Source organism: Devosia nitrariae (assembly GCF_030160115.1).
GTDB classification, from domain to species: Bacteria; Pseudomonadota; Alphaproteobacteria; order Rhizobiales; family Devosiaceae; genus Devosia; species Devosia nitrariae.
Genome location: NZ_BSNS01000007.1, coordinates 39,809 through 59,065, shown reverse-complemented (window position 1 = coordinate 59,065; position 19,257 = coordinate 39,809). Strand labels below are relative to the sequence as shown.

The following is a 19,257-nucleotide window of genomic DNA, read 5'->3' as shown; positions in this document are numbered from 1 at the left end:
ATGTCAGCAAGGTGAATATGCAATGCTCAATACGATCGACTTTCCCAAGCCCAGCCTCGTCTCGGTCAACGGCGCGGAACTCGAAGTCTTTGAGGCAGGCCGGGAAAACGAAGGAAAACCCATTGTGCTCTGTCACGGCTGGCCGGAGCATGCCTTTTCCTGGCGCCACCAGGTGCCCGCCCTTGTCGCAGCGGGCTACCATGTCATCGTCCCGAACCAGCGGGGCTATGGCAACTCATCCCGCCCGGCCGAAGTCACAGCCTATGACATCGAACATTTGTCAGGTGATCTTGTCGCGCTTCTCGATCATTACGGCTACGACGATGCCACCTTTGTAGGTCACGATTGGGGTGCGATGGTTGTTTGGGGGCTGACCTTGCTGCATCCAAGCCGTGTAAACAAAGTGATAAATCTGAGCCTGCCCTACCAGGAGCGCGGAGAAAAACCCTGGATCGAGTTCATGGAGCAAATACTTGGCGGCGACTATTACTTTGTCCACTTCAATCGACAGCCGGGCGTCGCGGACGCCATATTGGACGAGAATACGTTCCGGTTCCTTCGCAACCTGTATCGGAAAAACGTGCCCTTCAAACAGCCCGAGCCGGGCATGGCAATGATCAATCTCGCCAGAGCAGAAACACCGCTCGGGGAGCCGTTGATGAGCGACAGCGAGTTGGCCGTCTTCGTCTCTGCCTTCGAAAAAGCAGGGTTCACGGGCAGCATCAATTGGTACAGGAACCTTGACCGCAACTGGCGCTTATTAGCGGACGTTGATCCTATCATCCAACAACCCACACTCATGATCTACGGCGAGCGTGATTTGATCCCGAAGTCCGACAAACTGGCCGCGTTCGTTCCCAATGTGGACGTGGTCACGCTGGATTGCGGCCATTGGATCCAGCAGGAAAAGCCGGAAGAAACAAACCAGGCGATTTTGAAGTGGCTGGACCGGCAGGCTGCCGTTTAGTCCCTAGGGCAACTCAAGACTATTTTGCATCTTAGGCCCTGAATTCCGCCTTCCGGTTTGACCGGAGGGCGTAATGAGACGCTGAAGGCAACCAACGGCTCACGGGAACCGCATCGGAGCGTCTTCGCCGGACGGTTGCGTTCAATCAGGCACTTGATTGACGCGTGACCACCATGCATTTGAGCACCCGGCGCTCCGTTTCGCTGCCCTTGCCCTGTACCAATTGATCCAGCATATCGGCCCCCTGCCAACCCAGATCGTAATAGGGCAGGGCCACGGTCGTCAGTTCAGGTTTGAGGGCGAGCGAAACCGTCCTGAAGTCGTCGAAACCGACAATGGTGATATCGCCCGGCACGCGAAGGCCTAGGTAAAGAGCGGCCAGATACGCCTGGAGCGCCATTTCGTCATTGCCGCAGACCAGGGCTGTCGGGCGATCCGGCATAGACAGGATGTCCAGGGCCTCCCGATAAACATAGTTCGTCTCGCGACCGATCGGCCCTTCCATGCCCAGACGGATGATTATGTCGTTTTCCGCAATGCCGCCTGCCTGCGCCGCGGCCAGAAAGGCATCCAGCCGCTGGTTGGCTCCCAGCAAGAGCGGATTGAGCCTTATGTAGCCAATTCGGCGATGACCCAGCGCAAGCAGGTGTTGAGTGAGGTCATAGGAACCGCCAAAGTCGTCCGGCTCGATCGATGGATAGGCGTACCCTTCTTCGGGATGAGAGTTGACCAGTACGGTCGGTATGGTGACCTCGCCCGCCGTAGGCGCCACGACGCGGTGATACATGGCGACGTAAAGTACGCCGTCGATGCGGTGGGCCTTGAAGGTTCTCCAGACGTTGGCTTCCCTGTCGAAGTCGCCATCGGTATTGGCCAGTAGCACTGTACGTCCATTGGCGCCCGCCCAATCCTGAACGCCTCTGACGATGTCGCCCGAATAGGGTGTTGTCGATATGAAGTCGGTGATGATGCCGATGATGTTGGTCCGGCTCGAGCGGATGCTGCGCGCGGCCAGGTTCGGGATGTACCCCAGATCGGCAATGGCGAGTTGCACCTTTTCGATCGTGTCCGGTGTGACGTTTGGCTCGCGGTTGACCACCCGGGAGACCGTCTTATCCGAGACGCCGGCCACCCGAGCGACATCCTTGATACTAACCATCCGTTCCCTCCCGCGCTCGCAAAGAGTCTAGCGCCGCCACCCGGTGACTGCAATCGACAACGTCGACATTAGCAATGTCGACGTTGTCATTGCGATTGACGACGTCGACATTGGTGCATATGGTCCGAGCTGCAGCGGGTCAAGTCCCGCGTGCAGAATGACAGGAGGAGACATGAAGAAGACGCTATCTTGCACGGTGGCCGCGCTGGCGCTGATGACCTCAGCCGCCCACGCCGAAGCCATCACGGTGCTCGTCGAAGGCGGCGGCCATTCGCTTCAGCAGGCCGCTGCCGATGCGTTTACCAAGGAAACGGGCATCGAGGTCAACTTCGTGGAGGTTCCCTATCAGGGCGTCTACGACAAGCTATCGGCCGAAATCGCGTCCGGGACATCGAACTATGACGTTGCTACCATCGATGTCGTCTGGAATGCGGCCTTTGCGGCCCATGTCGAAGATCTGACCGATCTGTTCACCGACGCCGTGAAGGCCGACATCCCGCCCGCCCTCGTGATGGACGCCAATGCGGGTAACAAGATGATGGGCATGCCCGCCTGGGCCAATGCCGAGATCGTCTTCTACCGCAAAGACCTTTGGGAAGACCCGGCCAACCAGACCGCATTCAAGGAGCAGTTCGGCTACGATCTCGCTCCGCCAGCCACCTGGCAGCAATGGCGCGACATGGCGAGCTTTTTCACCAAGGACGGCATGTATGGCACGGTGGTCATTGGCGGCACTTCCGAAGAATGGATGGCCGAAGTTCTGCAGGCCGGCTCACCTGGCGTGATCCTGGACGATGCAGGCAACGTCATCCTCGACAATCAGGCTCATATCGACGCGCTGGAGAACTACCGAGCTCCGCTCTGCCTGGACAAGTCGGTGCCCGACAACGCGCTCGAGATCAGCTGGGGCGAGGCGCAAAACCTATTCTACCAGGGCCAAACGGCCATGATGAAGTTCTGGGCCCATGCCTATAAGATGACCCCTGAGGACAGCGAGATCACCGGAAAGGTCGGCGTCGCGCCGATGATCGCCGGCTCCGCAGGCATCGCCGCCATTCCCGGCCCTTGGTACAACGTCATTCCGTCCACCTCGCAGCACAAGGACGCGGCGCGGCAGTTCATCTCATACCTTGTTGCCCACAACGCACTGGGCATCGAGGCTCCGCTTGGGTTGGCAGCCACGAATTCGGCCTACGAAAGCTACATGGGCAAGCCCGGCTACGAGCATTTCGGCCCGTTGATGGAAACGCTTTCGGCGCCTGCGACCAAGGGCCGGCCACTCAGCGAAGACTACCAGGAGCTGGTGGACGAAGCCGTCATGCCCGCCTTCCAGGGCGCGTTGGAATGCGAAGACAACGTGGCCGAACTGCTCCAGGATGCCGCGGCGACCGCTCGCGATATTCTGGGCCAGTAACCTCGGATCGAGCCAGACCGGGGCGGTCCAATGCCGCCCCGGAGCCCAACGAACCGGGGGGAACGATGTCTGAACGCAGGTTCGTGCTTCTTATGCTGGCGCCTGCAGTGCTGTTTTTGGGATTTCTCGTCGCTTACCCGGTCGCGCTGCTCGTCTATAATTCATTCTTCGAGGTCGAGCTGATCAACCCTTCGGGGCGCATTTGGGTCGGGCTTGCCAACTATGTTGACGCACTGACCTCAAAGCGGATTTTAGAAACCGCCCAGCGGACGCTCCGCTATTCGGTGTTTGCCCTTTGCTTCGAGTTTATCTTTGGCTTCGGTGCAGCGCTTCTCTTCTCGGCGATCGCCGACCGGTCTCATTGGCACCGCACTATCTTTGCCCTGCCTCTGATGATCTCGCCAATCGTCGCGGGCCTGCTCTGGAGATTTCTCCTCGTCGGCGACATCGGGATCCTCAACTACGGATTGACCGCGCTCGGTATCATCCCGGACCCCAGGGGCATAAACTGGCTATCCGACACGGATATCGTGATCTATTCAGTGGCCTTCGCCGACATCTGGCTGACGACCTCGTTTGTCGCCCTTGTCAGCTATGCCGGGCTCACGAACATACCAAGAGACCTGCTTGAAGCAGCGCGGATCGATGGTGCCAATGCCATCAAGCGGTTCTGGCACGTCACCCTGCCGCTGATGCGCCCGGTCATCGCGGTCGTCGTGATCGTTCGAGGCATCGACGCACTCAAGACCTTTGACCTGATCTGGATCCAGACGCAGGGCGGACCCCGCCAAGCCAGCGAAGTGTTTTCCATGAACATCTACCAGCGGATGGTCCGATATGGGGACCTTGGCGAAGCTTCGGCATCGGCAACGCTGTTCCTGGTATTCATGATCGTTCTTGCCGGCCTCGCCTACTGGAAGATCTGGAGGACCGACAATGGCTGATCGTGCACCCCATGACTTCGGCAAGACCGTCATCAACGCTGCTGCTCTGCTCCTGGTGCTGTCGTATGCCCTGCCTTACGTCTACCTTGTCTCGACGTCGCTGAAGCCTGCAGCCGACGTCCAGCAGATCCCGCCGTCCTTCTTTCCCGATGGCGTATCGCTGGAGAATTTCGCAACCGTCATCGGTACGGCGGGGCTGCCGAACGCATTCCTCAATTCGGCAATCGTGGCGATCCTGACGACGCTACTCTCGCTGTTGATCGCGGTTCCGGCCGCCTATGTCTCGGCACTCTATCGCCGCCGGATCACCGTTCTCTTCCTCCTGTTCGCCCTTGTCACCCGCATGGTGCCGGCGGTGTCGCTCGGCGTGCCTCTGTTCCAGATCATGAAGACGCTGGGATTGCTGGACACCACAATCGGACTCGTCCTCGCCCATACGTCGACGGCGGTGCCTCTTGCCCTGTTGCTGATGTCGGCCTTCTTTGAAGGTGTGCCAAAGGAACTCGAGGAAGCGGCGCGCATGGACGGCTGCACCCGCTTCGGCGCCTTCCTGCACATCATCCTTCCCCTGATGCCCAGCGGCCTGGCGATCAGCGCGCTGTTCAGCTTCATTGCGAGTTGGAACGAGTTCCTGTTCGCGCTCCTGCTGACATCGCAGAACAGCAAGACGGCACCGATCGTCATTGCGGAGTTCAACTCGGTCTATGGCCTTGCCTGGGGGCCCATGACCGCCGCCGCTGTTCTCTATTCGCTCCCCGTCATCCTGGTCACCCTTCTCCTGCAAAAGCAGATCGTCGGCGGGCTGACCTTCGGCGCCGTGAAAGGCTAGTCCAATGGCAAGTATACAACTCGACAGGATCAACAAGGTCTATGGCGACCGTTATCCCGCCATCCACGATCTGAGTTTCGAAATCGAGGATGGGGAGTTCATGGTCTTTGTCGGACCGTCCGGCTGCGGAAAGTCGACGGCTCTTCGGATGGTGGCCGGCCTGGAAACCATCAGTTCGGGCGAGCTCAAGATTGGCGACAAGGTCGTCAACAACGTCGACCCGAAAGACCGGGATATCGCCATGGTGTTCCAGTCCTATGCGCTCTATCCGCACAAGACCGTGCGCGAAAACATCGCGTTTCCGCTTCGTATGGCGGGCGTACCGAAAGACGAAATCAACGAGCGCGTGAACGAGGCGGCGCGTATTCTCGAACTCACCAGGCACCTCGACCGCAAGCCCGCCAAGCTCTCCGGCGGGCAACGGCAGCGGGTTGCCATGGGTCGTGCAATCGTGCGCAGGCCTCAGGCCTTCCTGATGGATGAACCCCTTTCAAATCTCGACGCGAAACTGCGTGTCCAGATGCGCGCCGAGATCGTCAAGTTGCAGCGTTCGCTGGGCGTCACGACCATCTACGTCACGCACGATCAAGTCGAGGCAATGACGATGGGCGACAGGGTGACCGTGCTCAAAGCCGGGCGCCTGCAACAGATCGACACTCCCCAGAACCTCTATACTCGTCCCGCCAACGTCTTTGTCGCGGCCTTTATCGGCTCTCCGTCCATGAACCTCTACGAAGCCAGCCTCGACGGTGTCGATCTGCGGCTCGGAAGCCAGGTCATCACCCTTCCGGACGCCATTTTCGCATCGCGACCAAGCCTGCGGGCCTATTCCGGGCGAAAGCTGATCGTCGGCATACGCCCGGAAGACATCGACGATGCGGACGTCACCGACAAACGTGGATATGCCGAAATTGCGGCGCCGGTGACACTGGTGGAAGCGCTGGGCGCCGAAACCATGGTGCACCTCGCGGTAGACGCGCCCTGGGTGGACGCGGAAGACCCCGATGCGGTCGTCGAAGGCGGAGCACAGAGGACGGCGGTCGGCCGGTTCTCACCCCGCACCCAACTGCGTGCGGGTGACCGGGCGCGGCTGGCCGTCAGCGCCGAGAACCTCCACTTCTTCGACCCGAACACCCGCAACAGCATCTGGTGATGAGGTGAGCAGCCAAATGCCAGAAGCCGCAACCCGCCGCCAGGCCCTGGAAGCGAGCCGGACAGCCCCATCAATGGATCCGCGCGCCAGACACACATATCCGAGGATAAATCTGGAATGACCAGTGCAAATGCCTACGACGTCACCAAATGGCCGGTCGGCAATCCGCACGAGGACATCGGCGCGGTCATCAACAGCATCATCGCGGACGTCAAGATCAGGCAGGCGAGCCGCGATGTGAACGATGGCGGCAAGCCAGGTGCGGTGATCTATATTCCTCCGGGTGATTTCCGCCTCGTCACTCAGGTCCTCATCGACATCAGCTACCTTAAGATTGTCGGTTCCGGGCACGGCTTCACGTCCTCGAGCATCCGCTTCAACACCCCGGCGCAGGAGTTGGAGCAGTGGCACGAGGTCTGGCCGGGCGGCAGCCGCGTGCTTGTGGATTTGGCGCCCAGCGGCGCCGAGGACGATGCCTCCAAGGCTGCGTTTCTCGTTGAGCGCGCAGGAAATCCCCGCATCAGCTCGGTCGAGTTCGCAGACTTCTGCATTGACGGCTTGCATTTCACAGACGCCGCATCGAATGGCGATGCGGAGAATTCGTACCGGAACGGCAAGACGGGGATCCATCTCGCCAGCGCCAATGACTCATTCCGGATAAAGGGCATGGGCCTGATCTATCTCGAACACGGTATTGTCGCGTACCATTCGGACGCGCTGACGGTGGACGACAACTTCGTCGCGGAATGCGGAAACTGCATCGAATTGAGAGGCATGGGACAGGCCTCGCGGGTTTCAAACAACTTGGTTGGAGCGGGTTATGACGGCCATTCCATCTATGCCGAAAACTTCGGTGGGCTTCTGGTCTCCGGAAATAACGTCTTCCCCCGGGGGCGCAGCAGCATAGAATTTTCTGGCGTGGTCAGGTCGTCCATAACCGGAAATAGATTTCACTCTTTTTATCCGGGAATGCTCGTCTTCTCCGAACACTGTTCGGAGAACCTGATTTCTTCAAATCATTTTCTGCGCGATCGCGAGCCATGGGCTCCGATGACGAAATACGACAACGGCCTGGATGACCAATTCGGCCTGTTGCATCTCAATGGCGACAACAACTCGGTGATCGCCAACCACATCTCGGAGTCGATCGACACTCAGTTCCTGGAGCCCTCTTATGAAAAGCCCGTAATCATTCGGATCGTCTCTGGCCGGGGAAACTATGTCGCGAACAATCATATCGTCGCAACAACGGAGGCGTCGCAGACCAACGATGCGCCGAACAGCGCCTGTTTCTCGACGCAGGTCGAAGCGATCCTGTCCACGAGAAACCTGACGACCCTCGATGTCATCGCGGTCAAAGTCGAGCCAGGGTCCATCCAGAACACGATCCTGGATTCCGGCAGTGATGCGCAGGTCGTGATCGATCGAGCGGTGAATGCCTTTCGAGGCACACCGATGCCTGGGCAACAACTGGGGAGTGCTCAGCTTGAGCCCACTTGAGCATATGCGGTTTGCGCCACAGGCCCCGACTGACAGCGGCGCGAAGGGCTGAAATTGAAATCGTGCGTCAACCTTTCCGCCGGCTACCAGCTCGAATTCTGGGCGCAAGGGCCGGGGTTCGTCCGCATCACCCACGGTGAGGCCTTGCTCTGGCGGGTGCCAGCGTTTCCGGACTATCCGGACTTCTTCAGCTACCACCACCGCGAAGCCTGCATCGCCAGCATTGAATGGGACAGGTCCGAAGCCATCCTTTGGGCATATGGCTACGATCCCGCCACTGTTGCCGAGACAGGCATTACGGTCTGGGAGTTTGACGCTGACGGGCTTACGCTGCGTACAGGGCCGGAAATCGACACCTGGATGGGGTCCGACCCTGCACGGCCGGCAATGCACTTTTCGCCGATCCGCCAGTGGATGAACGACCCGAACGGACTCAGCAAGATCGGCGACACCTGGCACCTGTTCTACCAATTCCACCCGGCCAGCACGGAGTGGGGCCCAATGCATTGGGGACATGCGATCAGCAGGGACCTGTTCAACTGGACCCATCTGCCTGTTTTCCTGCACCCCGAGCAGAATTGCTGGCGCCTTGGGGCCACCGGTGGTGCCTTTTCGGGCAATGCCTTCGAGGACCGGGACGGCAGCCGGATGTATTTCTACACCGAGCGTTTGCCGGCCTATGATCTCTACAGGGGCTATCAGGAAATCCAGAAGCTGGCCCGTCCGGAACCGGGCTTGCTTCATGCCGCCAGCGCGGAAACGGTGCTCGAAAGGCGCCCCACCCAGGATGGCATCGAGCACGATTTCCGTGATCCTAAGGTCTGGTGGGATGAGACCGCTGGGGCCTACCGCATGGTGCTGGGGGCAGCGCTGCACGGGGATCCCGCAGTGCTGCTTCATGGTTCGGACGATCTCATGGATTGGACCTATCTCGGCCCAATTTATCGGGCGCCGGCGCACTACCGCGAACACGGCGCCCGCGCCGTTGAATGCCCCGATTTCTTCCCACTGGGTGGCAAGTGGGTCATGGTCATGGGATTTGTCGGCTATACCGAGCCCACGACCGGTCGCCATAACCTGCTGTTCGCCCTGGTCGGCGACTTCAAGGACGATAGGTTCGTGCCGGATACAGACGAGCTGCAAATCCTCGACTTTGGAACGGACTACTACGCCATGCAGAGTTTCGAAGCGGAGGGGCGCCAGATCGCCTTTGCCTGGCTCTTCAACTGGGAATACCGCAAGCCTGCCGGCTCGCCTTATTCCGGTGAAATGTCGCTGCCGCGTGAGCTCAGCCTCGGCAAGTCAGGGCGGCTCCTGATGCGGCCCGTTGCCGAACTTGATGATACCTGGCCCGCCTATCCCCTGGCCCGCGGGCAGGACGGAAGTTTTGTCTTGAGAGACGCGCCATCCGACCTCTGTCTGGTCGGGCCTCTCGAAGGCACCAGGATCGTCGCCACGCAGGGACGCGCGCTCTCCTTCGAAATTTCAGTGTCGGACGGCTGTCTTTCGGTCCAACTGCCACAGGATGATGGACAGATCTGCTACCAAGCGGCGTTCGCGTCAGCCACAGACCTGCGCGTCATCTACGACCGGGGGATCCTCGAGGTTTTCGGCGACAACGGTGCCATTTGCGGCACAAGGCGTAGCTATACGAATATCACCCCGAACAGAATTGAAGTCACGTCTGCCGCGCAAGTGATACTGTCTGAGCGGCGAGCGGTTCAGCGCACCTAAACCATACGTCGGCCGATGCCAACCAGCGGTGTTAGTGCCTGCCCATGACGCCACTCTCGCCAAAGCGGACTGAGATGCGGCTGGGGTCAGTGCGGCTGGACCGGGGTTCGGTAGCCTGATCGGCCGTCACCATCCTGATCGTCATTCGCGCCGCGATTCTCGGCTACTGAACGACTTCGACCGTGACTTCGCCCTCGAGCTGCTCCAGCTGGTCGAGATCTGCATCGTACGTTCCGAGATGGATGGTCAGGTCGGAATAGCCGATGCCGGAGGCGTTGTAATAGAAGCCGATATTCCCCCATGGAACGAAGTAGATGAGGTCTCCGTCCTTGGGATCGGAGCCCGGGGAGCCCTGAACATCGAGTTCTGGATCGAAGTAGCCGATCTTCTCGCGTCCAGCGTATTCCTCCAGGATCATGGTGAGCGGCAGCCGCGAGAGAAGGTCCCGGACCGTAGGGTTGTCCTCACCGATGGTCACGTCGACCGACGTCGAGGCTGAAGTGAAACGGACCACAGTCCCTACGACCTGGTCACCGGTTTGCGCGAAGGCGGCAAAAGCGCTGAACGAGGTCAGCAACCCGGCAAGGACGAGCGTGATCAGACGATGATTTCTCATTTCGGCATTCCTGATGTTGCAGCTTAAACGGCTGCGCCTACCAGGGCTGGCCGGTTGGGCCGACCGTGAACTCGTTGATGGTCGTGTCCTCGGGCGCATCGATGGCGAACGCCACCACATCTGCAATGCGCTCCGGAGAGATGCCGTGCTTTGCGTAAAGGCTCTGCATCCGCTCGGACGTGGCCTCGTCGCTGATCGTGTTGAGCAGTTCCGTATTGATCGCTGCCGGATAGATCGTCGCCGTGCGGATGTTGGTGCCTTCCATGCCTGCTTCCATGCGGAGCACTTCCATGAAGTCGCGCACGAACCACTTGGTACCGCCATAGACCGCACCGCCCGGATAGGCTTTGAGCCCGGCAACCGAAGAATTGGCGATCACCTGGCCACGCTTCTGGGCCGTGAATGTCGGGAGCACGGCAGCCACGCCGTTGAGCACACCCTTGACGTTGACGTCCACCATCTGGTGCCACTCGTCTGTCTTGAGCGCCGAAAGCATGGAATTGGGCATCAGCCCGGCATTGAGGAAAATCACGTCGACGCCACCGAAGCGGTCCTGCGCCAGCTTGACGATCGCATCGTTGTCGGCCTGCTTGGTAACGTCGAGCTCGGCATAAGCCGCCTGGCCGCCAGCGTCTTCGATCTCGCGGGCGATCTGCTCGAGTTTGTCGGTGCGCCGGGCCCCGAGCACCACCTTGGCGCCCTTGCCGGCAAGCAGTCGAGCGGTGGCCTCGCCAATGCCGGAAGAAGCACCGGTGACGATGACAACCTTGTCCTTGATCATTTGAATCTCTCTTTCATCGGGTACGTTCAGGCGCCGTATTGCTCGTCGGTGACGTGTTCCATCCAGTTCACGACCTTGCCGTCCTGGACCTCCTGCAGCGCGATATGGGTCATGGCGGTCGTTGGCGCGGCGCCATGCCAATGCCGTTCGCCCGGCTCAAACCAGACGACATCGCCTGGGCGCACCTCCTCGACCGGTCCGCCTTCGCGCTGCACGCGGCCGAGACCTGACGTCACGATCAGCGATTGCCCGAGCGGATGGGTGTGCCAGGCGGTACGTGCGCCCGGTTCAAAGGTGACATGGGCGCCCTGGACGCGATCAGGAGCTTCGGAGTTGAGAAGCGGGTCGATCCGCACCGCGCCGGTGAACCAGTCAGCCGGGCCTTTGGCGGAAGGACGCGACCCTACACGAATGATGTGCATGGCTCTCTCCTATTCTATGCGCTCAAGATGGACGGGATATCTTCCGGGTCTGCGCAGCATGTCGAAGCTGCCGTCGCATCGACCGAGGCGGATCAGCCCGGGATCGTAGCGGTACCCGTCGTAGTAGAAGACGAGGTTGCCCCACGGGGACCAATAGGCGATGTCACCGGGCCGCTCATCGCCGAATGGTCCTTTGCCCTCGGTGGTCAGCTTGCGCGGCAGATGCACGATCTTTTCGTTGGTGCTGTAGTCCTCGATCTCAAGGTCGAGCGGAAGCATGGCGTAGAAGTCGCGCGAGGACGGGTTGTCGTGGAGCGTCCCGGTGATGCTCTGTCCGTTGAATGTCATCCTGATTTTCAATTCGTCAGCTCCCGGCGCGTCGTCAGAAGGGCGAGAAGCGAGGCGACGCCAAGGAGTCCGGCCGCGAAGAGGAAGGTGCTCGACCAGCCGGCAGTGTCGAAGAGGAGGCCGCCGGTGAAAGCGCCGGCAGTGATGGCGCCCTGTATAAGTGCAACCTGCAACCCGCCGCCGGCCTCAAGCTCGCCGGGAATGACTCGGGTCATCCATGTGCCCCAGGCGACCGGAGTGGGCGCGGTGAACAGGCCCCAGAGGATGAGCAGCGCCGCCACACCCGGGCCCACATGCCCGAACAGCACCAGCGAAACCGCCAGGACGGCGAGAACCACCGGCAGGCCGATCAGCACGCTGTTGAGATGCGTGCGCGCCACGAAGCCGATAACCGCAGTCCCGGCAAGGCCCCCGAGCCCCAGTCCAAGCAAGGCAAGCGACAAGACGTTGACATCAAGACCGGTAACGCCTTCGAGGAACGGGCGGAGATAGGTTGTGAGCGCAAACTGCCCCATGAAGGCGAGCGTCGTTGCCGCCATCCCGAGCGCCACGACCGGTCGGCGAAACAGCCCGATCATCGCCCCGACCGAAACCTGCCGCTCTGGTGGCATTTTCGGCAAGACGGCAAGCTGCCACACAAAGCCGACAATGCCGGCCGGAACCACGATGAGGAACGCACCGCGCCAGCCGATCAGACCGCCGAGATAGCTGCCGAGCGGCGCCGCGATCACCGCGGCAAAGGCGGTTCCGCCTTGCAGCATCGCCAGGGCCTTCGGCAGGTCGGCGCTGGTGGTCAGGCGGGCGAGAATGGCGGTGGAGAGCGACCAGAAGCCGCCGATTGCGACGCCGAGCAGGGCACGGCCGACCATGAAGATGGCATAGTTCGGCGCCAGCGCGACGGTCAGACCGGAGATGACGATGAGGCCGCTATAGGAGAGAACCACGGTTCGGCGGTCGAAGTGCGACAACAGCGAATTGCCGAAAAGGCTAGTGACGATGGCGAAGAGGCCCGAAATCGCGATCGCCTGTCCGGCCTGACCTTCGGTGGTGCCGAGTTCCTGCGCAATGGGAGTCAGCAAGCTCACCGGCATGAATTCCGAGGCGATCAGCACGAAGGTCAGCAGCGACATGCAGATCACCGCGCCCCACGTCGTGCCGGAGCGATATCTCTCGACGTCGCCCGATGCGGTCAGGGCCGACATGGCTGGTTCTTCGTGTTGTTGCGGGTGGGGTCTTGCATGACCAGCAAGTTAGGCCAGGTCAGCTGCGAGGATTAGTAGGGGAAATCGGCATGGACTTATCGGCGTGTGATATAAGTCGCCTCGGAGGTGCTCCATGCGGCGCGAAGACCTGAACGACATGCTCTGGTTTCTGGCCGTGGCCGAGGAACGCAGCTTCACCAAAGCGGCGGCACGGCTCGGCACATCGCAATCCACGCTCAGCCACACGATCAAGCAGCTGGAGATGCGCCTCGGCCTCAGACTCCTCACGCGCACGACCCGGAGCGTGGCGCCCACGGAAGCCGGCGAGCGGCTCCTGCGGTCGCTGGCCCCGCATATCCGCGAACTCGAGGCCGATATCGATGCCCTGATGGCCATTCGGGACAAGCCTTCGGGGACCATCCGGATTTCGTTGTCCGACCATGCGCTTGAAAGCCTCGTCTGGCCGAAGCTCAAGCCGGTCCTGCGCAACTACCCGGACATCAGGGTTGAACTCTTCTCCGACAACGGGTTTCGGAACATCGTCGAGGATCGTTTCGACGCCGGCGTTCGTCTTGGTGAGAGCCTCGACAAGGACATGATCGCGGTGCCGATTGGTCCCGACTGGCGCCTCGTTGCCGTTGCCTCGCCCGAGTATTTCGCCAGCCATTCCGTCCCGCAGCACCCTCAGGAGTTGGTCGAGCACATCTGCATCAACCAGCGTCACCTGCGATCAGGTGGGCTTTATGTCTGGGAGTTCGAAAAGGACGGCCGTGACCTGCGGGTTCGTGTCGAGGGACAGCTCATCTTCAACTCCTCCTATGCAGAGGTGGATGCAGCCTTATCCGGGTACGGGATCGCCTATCTGCCTGAGAGCATCGTGCGGGATCACATTGATGCCGGGCGCCTCATCCAGGTGCTCGATGACTGGTCGCCGATGTTCTCCGGCTATTACCTGTACTACCCAAACAGGCGCCAGAACTCGCCAGCCTTCTCGGTCATTGTCGAAGCACTCCGTCGCTAGCCACCAGTCCGACGGCAGCTTTCGGGATCTGTCGAACTGGCCGCGAACGGCCGATATGGGGTCGGACGCCGACCGGCATTTCTGGGGTGGGAAGCGGAAGGGCCGCTTCTCATCGGCTGGCCAGAAAGCTACCCTTAGGTGTCGCAAAAGTTCTCACAATGCCACCGAGTTTTTGCGCACGACTTGTACGGCAGAAATTCCCCTTGTGTGCGAGGCTTGGTACGTGTGCGACCAATCAACACCGTTCGTTGACGACCCGGCTACCGATCCGGCACTGCTGAGGACGTTGGCGGCCGCTGGTCTGCCAGCAACCGGCCGCTTTCGTCCAAAGTCCGGCTGGGTCAGTCGCGCGTGGGTCGGCGACGAATACGTCGTACGACTGAACACCAACGAACAGTTCCGCGACGCCTATCGCCACGAAGCTAGAGTCGTCAACCTGCTCACCGGCAGCGAGGTCCCACACGCCCGGCACATCGCCCACGGCGACGGCCCTGACGGGCCGTGGTACGTCTCCGAACGCCTGCCCGGCACAAGCCTGTGCGACGCATGGCCGGTGGCGGACTCGCACACGCGCCAAGCAATCATCGAAAGCCTCGGTATTGCGTTGCGCGCACTTCACCGCGTTCCTGTCACGGCCGACCTGCTGCCACCTTGGCTGGCCGACGCCCTTGTCGGCAAGCCGTGGCCTGCGTACCACCCACCCGTCGTGAGTGCGACGCCCCAGCAGGTCGAGGCTGCCCGACAACGGCCTGGTCATGACTCGCGCCTGCTCGCGGACGTCGCCGATTGGATCCAAGAGCGGCTGACGTTGTTCGCCACCGACAAACCCGTCCTCGTCCATGGTGATCTACATGGATCCAACGTCATCGTCGACCAAGGACGCGTCACCGGCCTGATCGACTTCGCGGAGGCGTTGGCTCAGCCAGCGGATGCCGAGCTCGATACCATCCTACGCTGGTGCGCGAGAGCGCGAGAGTACCCACCCACACCCGACGAGCAAGGGCTCGACGAAACCACACTCACCGAGGTCCCCGGATGGCTGCACGGCGCGTATCCGGAGCTGTTCGAGCGCGAGCATCTACGTGAACGTTTGAACTTCTACGACATGCACATGGAGCTTGCGCTCTACGCACACCACCCCCAACCTCACATACGCGAAGCGGCGCAGGACCGCATCGCTCGCCTGCTCTCCGGCCATAACCATCTTGATGAAGTCATCTGGTAGGTCGTCGTCTTCGCGCCTGCACGGAACATCGTGACCTGCGCCCGAGTCCGGGCGCGTGAGCTGGCTCAAGCCCGTCGCGGCCAACACCGTCGTCGTACATATGCGGGACGGGCGGTCGATCCGAGCGTCCTCGTTGATGCGCACCGCACCGAGGCCGTGCTTGCGCACGCGTCGCTTCTGCACGCCGGTGTCGCGCATCGCCTGGCACAAGACAACAGCACGTACCTCTGCGTTGCGGAATCCGGCTCTACGGGATCAAGGCGCCGTTGAGCCGGCTTTTGCGGTATTCCGAAGCGGACGTTCAATCAACCGGCGAAAGCGGGGCGTTTGCGCCACAAGCAGTCGTTCAATACAACGCTCATGGATGGTGAACAGTCCCGCTCCCTTTGATTGCCCGTGACCGGGAGTGGACGCCGCAAGGATCTTGAAGTTTGGTGGCCGCGGGAGCGATGAACGATGTTGGACCACTTTGGCGTTAAGTGTCACAGACCGGAAGTTACGGTGCCGTTTTATGAGCAATGCCTTGCGCCGCTCGGCATCGTGGTGATCAAGCGCCAGCCGCAACTCCAGGCAGTGACCCTACAGCATCCAGACATGCCCATCCGCTTCTGGATCGGCGAGGGTGACCCTGAATGGAAGGCAAATGCCGGGATGTTGCGCCTTCACCTGGCGTTTCGAGCTGACAGCACAGTGGCGGTGGACGCCTTTTATGAAATCGGAATGAGATTGGGAGCCAAGGACAACGGACCGCCCGGCTTTCGGCGGCCCACCAGCTACGAGGCGTTCATGTTTGACCCCGAAGGGAACAACATCGAGGCTATCTGGCAAACTGAGCGCCCGTTCCCGAGCGGCTCCGTCTGACCCCACACCCTCACATCAAACGTGAGGTGGGAGAATCTCTGCTTCTGGGCCAGTTCAAGACCTGCGCCTTGTCGGATTGAGCGACCGCTATTTCCTCCGCGGACGCCAAAAGCTGCCTGTCCGTAAGCGGTCCCCTAGAGGGGCTACGCGGGCGGCAGCCGGAACACGCGCCTCGCATTGTCTTCGAAGAACTGCCTCAGCCCCGCTTCGTCGAGACCCATGGCTTCGAGGATACCCACCTCGTCGGGCACGAACTGCCATGGGTAGTCCATCGCATACATCATCCGGTCGGGCCCGATGACCTCGCGCACGAAGCGGACCGGCGGTCCCCAGCCGACGCCGGAATTGGTGTAGATGAAGTTCTCCCGCAGGTAGTCGCGGGCGCGGCGCTTGAGCGGCTTCACGTCGGGATACCGGCCGGTGACCGAGATATGCCCGTGCATGTAGTCGATGCGATAGAGCCAGTAGGGCAGGGCCTCGCCGCAATGGCCGAGGATGATCTGCAGCCTCGGGAAGCGGTCGAACAGCCCCGCCACCATGAGCCGCAAGGCGTGGAGTCCGGTCTCGCAGGCGAAGCCATAGACAGCGGCGTCGAGCCCGCGTTTTAGGAACGGTTCGATCATCTGCGGCGAGGGTGTGTTGGGATGCAGGTAGATCGGCACGTCGAGAGCCTCTGCCGCCTCGAAAATCTCCCAGTACTGCTCGTCGTCGAGATAGGTGCCGAGCGTGTGTGAGTTGAGGATGCCGCCCTTGAGGCCGAGCTTCTTCACGCCGCGCTCGAGCTCTTTCGCCGCCGCCGAGGGATCGAGCGGGCTGAAGGCTGCGAGTCCGGCGAACCGGCCGGGATGGCGTGCGATGCCCTCCGCGAGCTCGTCGTTGAAACGAACCGCCATGGCGCTCGCGTCCTTCGGATCGAAGATCTGGACGCCCGGCGAGGTCAGCGACACGATTTGCATGTCGATGCCGCTGTCGTCCATGTCCTTGAGGCGGATCTCGCCGAGGTCCTGGATGCGCCGGTTGTGGGCCTGCGCCTTTTCAGATGTGCCCGAGAAGAAACCCCACAGGCTGTGGAAGCCCGGTTCGCCAATCGCCTTGGTTTCGATTTCCTCGTGGTAGAGCCGGATCAGTTCGGCGGGCGCCCAGGCCTCTTCAGTGGCGATGCGCTTGTAGGGCGGGTTCGGGTTCTTGTCGTTCATGAGGATTTCACCTGGTCGGATAACGAGGAGGGAGATGTTCGGCCGGGCAGCCGCAGCAGGAAGAAGGCGGCAGGAACGGAGGCGATTGCAATGGCGATCGCGGGCGCGCCGGCGGGCGGGAATACGGCGGTGGTTGCACCAATCGCGAGTCCGAGGGCTGCGACGGCCGACCGCATGACGGGATTGCCGAAGGCTTTTCTGTTGGCGAGCACCTCGGCCAGCAGCAGCCCGGCAGTGAGGACGCTGAGGCAAGATACGCCGATTTCGAGCCACGTGCCGTCCATCAACAGCGCCGGGTTGAACGCGAAGACGAAGGGGATGAGATAGGCGACGATGGCGAGTTGAACGCCGGTCACGCCCGTGCGCCACATATCCGAACCAGCCAGGGAGGCCGCAGCGTAGGAGGCGATGGCGACGGGCGGGGTGAGCATCGAGAGCAGCCCAAAATAGAAGATGAACAGGTGTGCCGACATCTCGCCGATCCCAGCGCGCACTAGCGCCGGCGCCAGCAGGACGGAAACGACGACATAGACGCCCGTCGTCGGCATGCCGACGCCGAGGACGATGGCGATGGCGGCGGCGACGGCCAAGAGGGCCGGCGCGCCACCGGATTCCGCGACGTGGCCGAGCGTCAGCGTGAGCGCGAAGCCCAGTCCGGTCAGGTTAATGGTGCCGATGATGATGCCGGCGACCGCGCAGACCAGCAGGATCGGTATCAGTGTCTTGCCCGCGTCGAAGGCGATGTCGCCGAGGAGGGCGAAGCGCTTCGCCCCCCGGGGCGCGAAGACGAGGTGGCTTGCATAGGCGACGATCGCCGAATAGAGCGCGGCCTTGCCCGCCGAGTAGCCGAGCCCGAACAGGAAATACATGAGGACGCCGATGGGCAGGATCAGGGGCCAGACTTTGATGAGGCTCGGGCGGAGCCGCGGCAGGGTTTCGCGCGGCTCCCCGACTAGCCCGTGCGCGGCCGCGTAGCGGTCCACCTGCAAATAGAGCATGACGTAGTAGGCGGCCGCGGGCAGCAGGGCAGCGAGAACCACGCTGGCGTAGGAAACCTGCAGGAACTCGGCGATGACGAAGGCCGTCGCGCCCATCACCGGCGGCGCGATCTGCCCCCCGTTCGAGGAAACCGCCTCGATTGCTGCAGCGTAGCGTGCGGGAAAGCCCGAGCGCTTCATCATGGGGATGGTGACGACGCCGGTCGACATCACGTTTGCGACGGTCGAGCCCGACAGGGTGCCAAAGAGGGACGAGGCAAGGATGGCGACCTTTGCCGGCCCACCCCGGCGATGGCCCATCGCTGCCATCGCGAGATCGGTCAGTATGGCGCTGCCGCCGACCGCATTGAGGACGGCGCCGAAGACGATGAAGCCCAGGATCTGCGTGGCGCCGACATTGAGCACGAGGCCGGGAATGCCGTTGGTGTCGTTGTAGAGGTAAAGTGCATAGCGTGCCGGGGCGACTTCGGCGGCCGAGAACACGCCGGGCAGTGCCGACCCGAAAAGCCCGTAGGCGATGAACAGCCCAGCCAGAATGGCGAGCACCAGGCCGCAGTGCCGGCGGGTGCCCTCGATCACCCCCGCTATGGCGATGACCGCGGGCACCCACTTTTCAGGCCCGCGATTGGCGGCGTCGAGGAGCCAGGCTTCATAGTTCCAGCTCAGCCACAGCCATGCGACGAGGCAGAGGAGTCCGAAAGTCCAATCGAGCAGACGGGTGCGGGAGCTCAGCGGGGCAATGACGAGCCCCGCCAGCGTCGCGAGGCCGATCATCAGCGCGAGATACTGCTCGGTGAGCACAACGAGGCCCAGATGCCGTGGGGCGTCCAAGAGCCATAGTATTCCCGTTGCGGTGAGCATCACCGCCAGAACGCGCGCTGCCATTT

Annotated in this window: 18 protein-coding genes; 10 read left to right on the top strand and 8 right to left on the bottom strand. The window is 61.5% G+C overall.

The window, feature by feature from the left end; all coding sequences use genetic code 11:
* Positions 1–22 precede the first annotated feature (22 nt).
* Entirely contained in the window at positions 23–967 is a 945-nt protein-coding gene (locus QQK18_RS05490; RefSeq protein WP_284339297.1) for an alpha/beta fold hydrolase, read from the top strand.
* A gap of 145 nt (positions 968–1,112) precedes the next feature.
* Here the strand turns inward: QQK18_RS05490 and QQK18_RS05485 are convergent, their stop codons facing one another.
* Positions 1,113–2,126 carry a LacI family DNA-binding transcriptional regulator gene (locus tag QQK18_RS05485; RefSeq protein WP_284339296.1) on the bottom strand — a complete coding sequence of 338 codons (1,014 nt, stop codon included), beginning with the start codon at positions 2,124–2,126 and terminating at the stop codon, positions 1,113–1,115.
* 172 nt (positions 2,127–2,298) lie between these two features.
* Between QQK18_RS05485 and QQK18_RS05480 the strand changes: the two genes are divergently transcribed.
* The 6 genes from QQK18_RS05480 to QQK18_RS05455 all read left to right on the top strand — a co-directional run bounded on the left by QQK18_RS05480 (position 2,299) and on the right by QQK18_RS05455 (position 9,700).
* Positions 2,299–3,540, top strand: coding sequence for an ABC transporter substrate-binding protein (locus tag QQK18_RS05480; RefSeq protein WP_284339295.1), 1,242 nt, complete (start codon positions 2,299–2,301; stop codon positions 3,538–3,540).
* 65 nt (positions 3,541–3,605) lie between these two features.
* Positions 3,606–4,484, top strand: a complete 879-nt coding sequence (locus tag QQK18_RS05475) for a carbohydrate ABC transporter permease (RefSeq protein ID WP_284339294.1) — start codon at positions 3,606–3,608, stop codon at positions 4,482–4,484.
* Positions 4,477–5,313: a carbohydrate ABC transporter permease gene (locus tag QQK18_RS05470; RefSeq protein WP_284339293.1), complete on the top strand. Its 837-nt coding sequence runs from the start codon at positions 4,477–4,479 to the stop codon at positions 5,311–5,313. The genes QQK18_RS05475 and QQK18_RS05470 overlap by 8 nt, the downstream gene beginning before the upstream one ends.
* Before the next feature lie 4 nt (positions 5,314–5,317).
* Positions 5,318–6,466, top strand: coding sequence for an ABC transporter ATP-binding protein (locus QQK18_RS05465; RefSeq protein ID WP_284339292.1), 1,149 nt, complete (start codon positions 5,318–5,320; stop codon positions 6,464–6,466).
* Positions 6,467–6,583: 117 nt separating this feature from the next.
* A complete protein-coding gene (locus QQK18_RS05460; protein ID WP_284339291.1) occupies positions 6,584–7,966 on the top strand; it encodes a NosD domain-containing protein in 1,383 nt (460 codons plus the stop codon).
* A gap of 54 nt (positions 7,967–8,020) precedes the next feature.
* Complete coding sequence (locus QQK18_RS05455; RefSeq protein ID WP_284339290.1) at positions 8,021–9,700, top strand: glycoside hydrolase family 32 protein; 1,680 nt, start codon at positions 8,021–8,023, stop codon at positions 9,698–9,700.
* A 163-nt stretch (positions 9,701–9,863) separates the two neighbouring features.
* Here QQK18_RS05455 and QQK18_RS05450 read toward each other — a convergent pair whose 3' ends face one another.
* Genes QQK18_RS05450 through QQK18_RS05430 form a run of 5 tightly spaced genes read right to left on the bottom strand, consistent with a single transcriptional unit; the run spans position 9,864 to position 13,069 of the window.
* Entirely contained in the window at positions 9,864–10,316 is a 453-nt protein-coding gene (locus QQK18_RS05450) for a cyclophilin-like fold protein (RefSeq protein WP_284339289.1), read from the bottom strand.
* Between the two features lie 37 nt (positions 10,317–10,353).
* Positions 10,354–11,097 (bottom strand): SDR family oxidoreductase, encoded by a 744-nt coding sequence (locus tag QQK18_RS05445; RefSeq protein ID WP_284339288.1) that lies wholly within the window; start codon positions 11,095–11,097, stop codon positions 10,354–10,356.
* A gap of 26 nt (positions 11,098–11,123) precedes the next feature.
* Positions 11,124–11,519, bottom strand: a complete 396-nt coding sequence (locus QQK18_RS05440) for a (R)-mandelonitrile lyase (protein WP_284339287.1) — start codon at positions 11,517–11,519, stop codon at positions 11,124–11,126.
* A 9-nt stretch (positions 11,520–11,528) separates the two neighbouring features.
* On the bottom strand, positions 11,529–11,879 hold the full coding sequence (locus QQK18_RS05435; protein WP_284339285.1) for a cyclophilin-like fold protein: 351 nt from the start codon (positions 11,877–11,879) through the stop codon (positions 11,529–11,531).
* Positions 11,876–13,069, bottom strand: a complete 1,194-nt coding sequence (locus QQK18_RS05430) for an MFS transporter (protein WP_284339284.1) — start codon at positions 13,067–13,069, stop codon at positions 11,876–11,878. Before QQK18_RS05430 ends, QQK18_RS05435 begins: the two co-directional genes overlap by 4 nt.
* Before the next feature lie 133 nt (positions 13,070–13,202).
* Between QQK18_RS05430 and QQK18_RS05425 the strand changes: the two genes are divergently transcribed.
* The 3 genes from QQK18_RS05425 (at position 13,203) to QQK18_RS05415 (ending at position 16,176) form a co-directional block, all read left to right on the top strand.
* Positions 13,203–14,090, top strand: coding sequence for a LysR family transcriptional regulator (locus QQK18_RS05425; protein WP_284339283.1), 888 nt, complete (start codon positions 13,203–13,205; stop codon positions 14,088–14,090).
* A 223-nt stretch (positions 14,091–14,313) separates the two neighbouring features.
* Entirely contained in the window at positions 14,314–15,315 is a 1,002-nt protein-coding gene (locus tag QQK18_RS05420) for a phosphotransferase family protein (protein ID WP_284339282.1), read from the top strand.
* 456 nt (positions 15,316–15,771) lie between these two features.
* Complete coding sequence (locus QQK18_RS05415) at positions 15,772–16,176, top strand: VOC family protein (protein ID WP_284339281.1); 405 nt, start codon at positions 15,772–15,774, stop codon at positions 16,174–16,176.
* A 143-nt stretch (positions 16,177–16,319) separates the two neighbouring features.
* Here the strand turns inward: QQK18_RS05415 and QQK18_RS05410 are convergent, their stop codons facing one another.
* Both QQK18_RS05410 and QQK18_RS05405 read right to left on the bottom strand, forming a co-directional pair.
* Positions 16,320–17,372: an amidohydrolase family protein gene (locus QQK18_RS05410; protein WP_284339280.1), complete on the bottom strand. Its 1,053-nt coding sequence runs from the start codon at positions 17,370–17,372 to the stop codon at positions 16,320–16,322.
* Positions 17,369–19,255, bottom strand: coding sequence for a TRAP transporter permease (locus QQK18_RS05405; protein WP_284339279.1), 1,887 nt, complete (start codon positions 19,253–19,255; stop codon positions 17,369–17,371). The genes QQK18_RS05410 and QQK18_RS05405 overlap by 4 nt, the downstream gene beginning before the upstream one ends.
* Positions 19,256–19,257 lie beyond the last annotated feature (2 nt).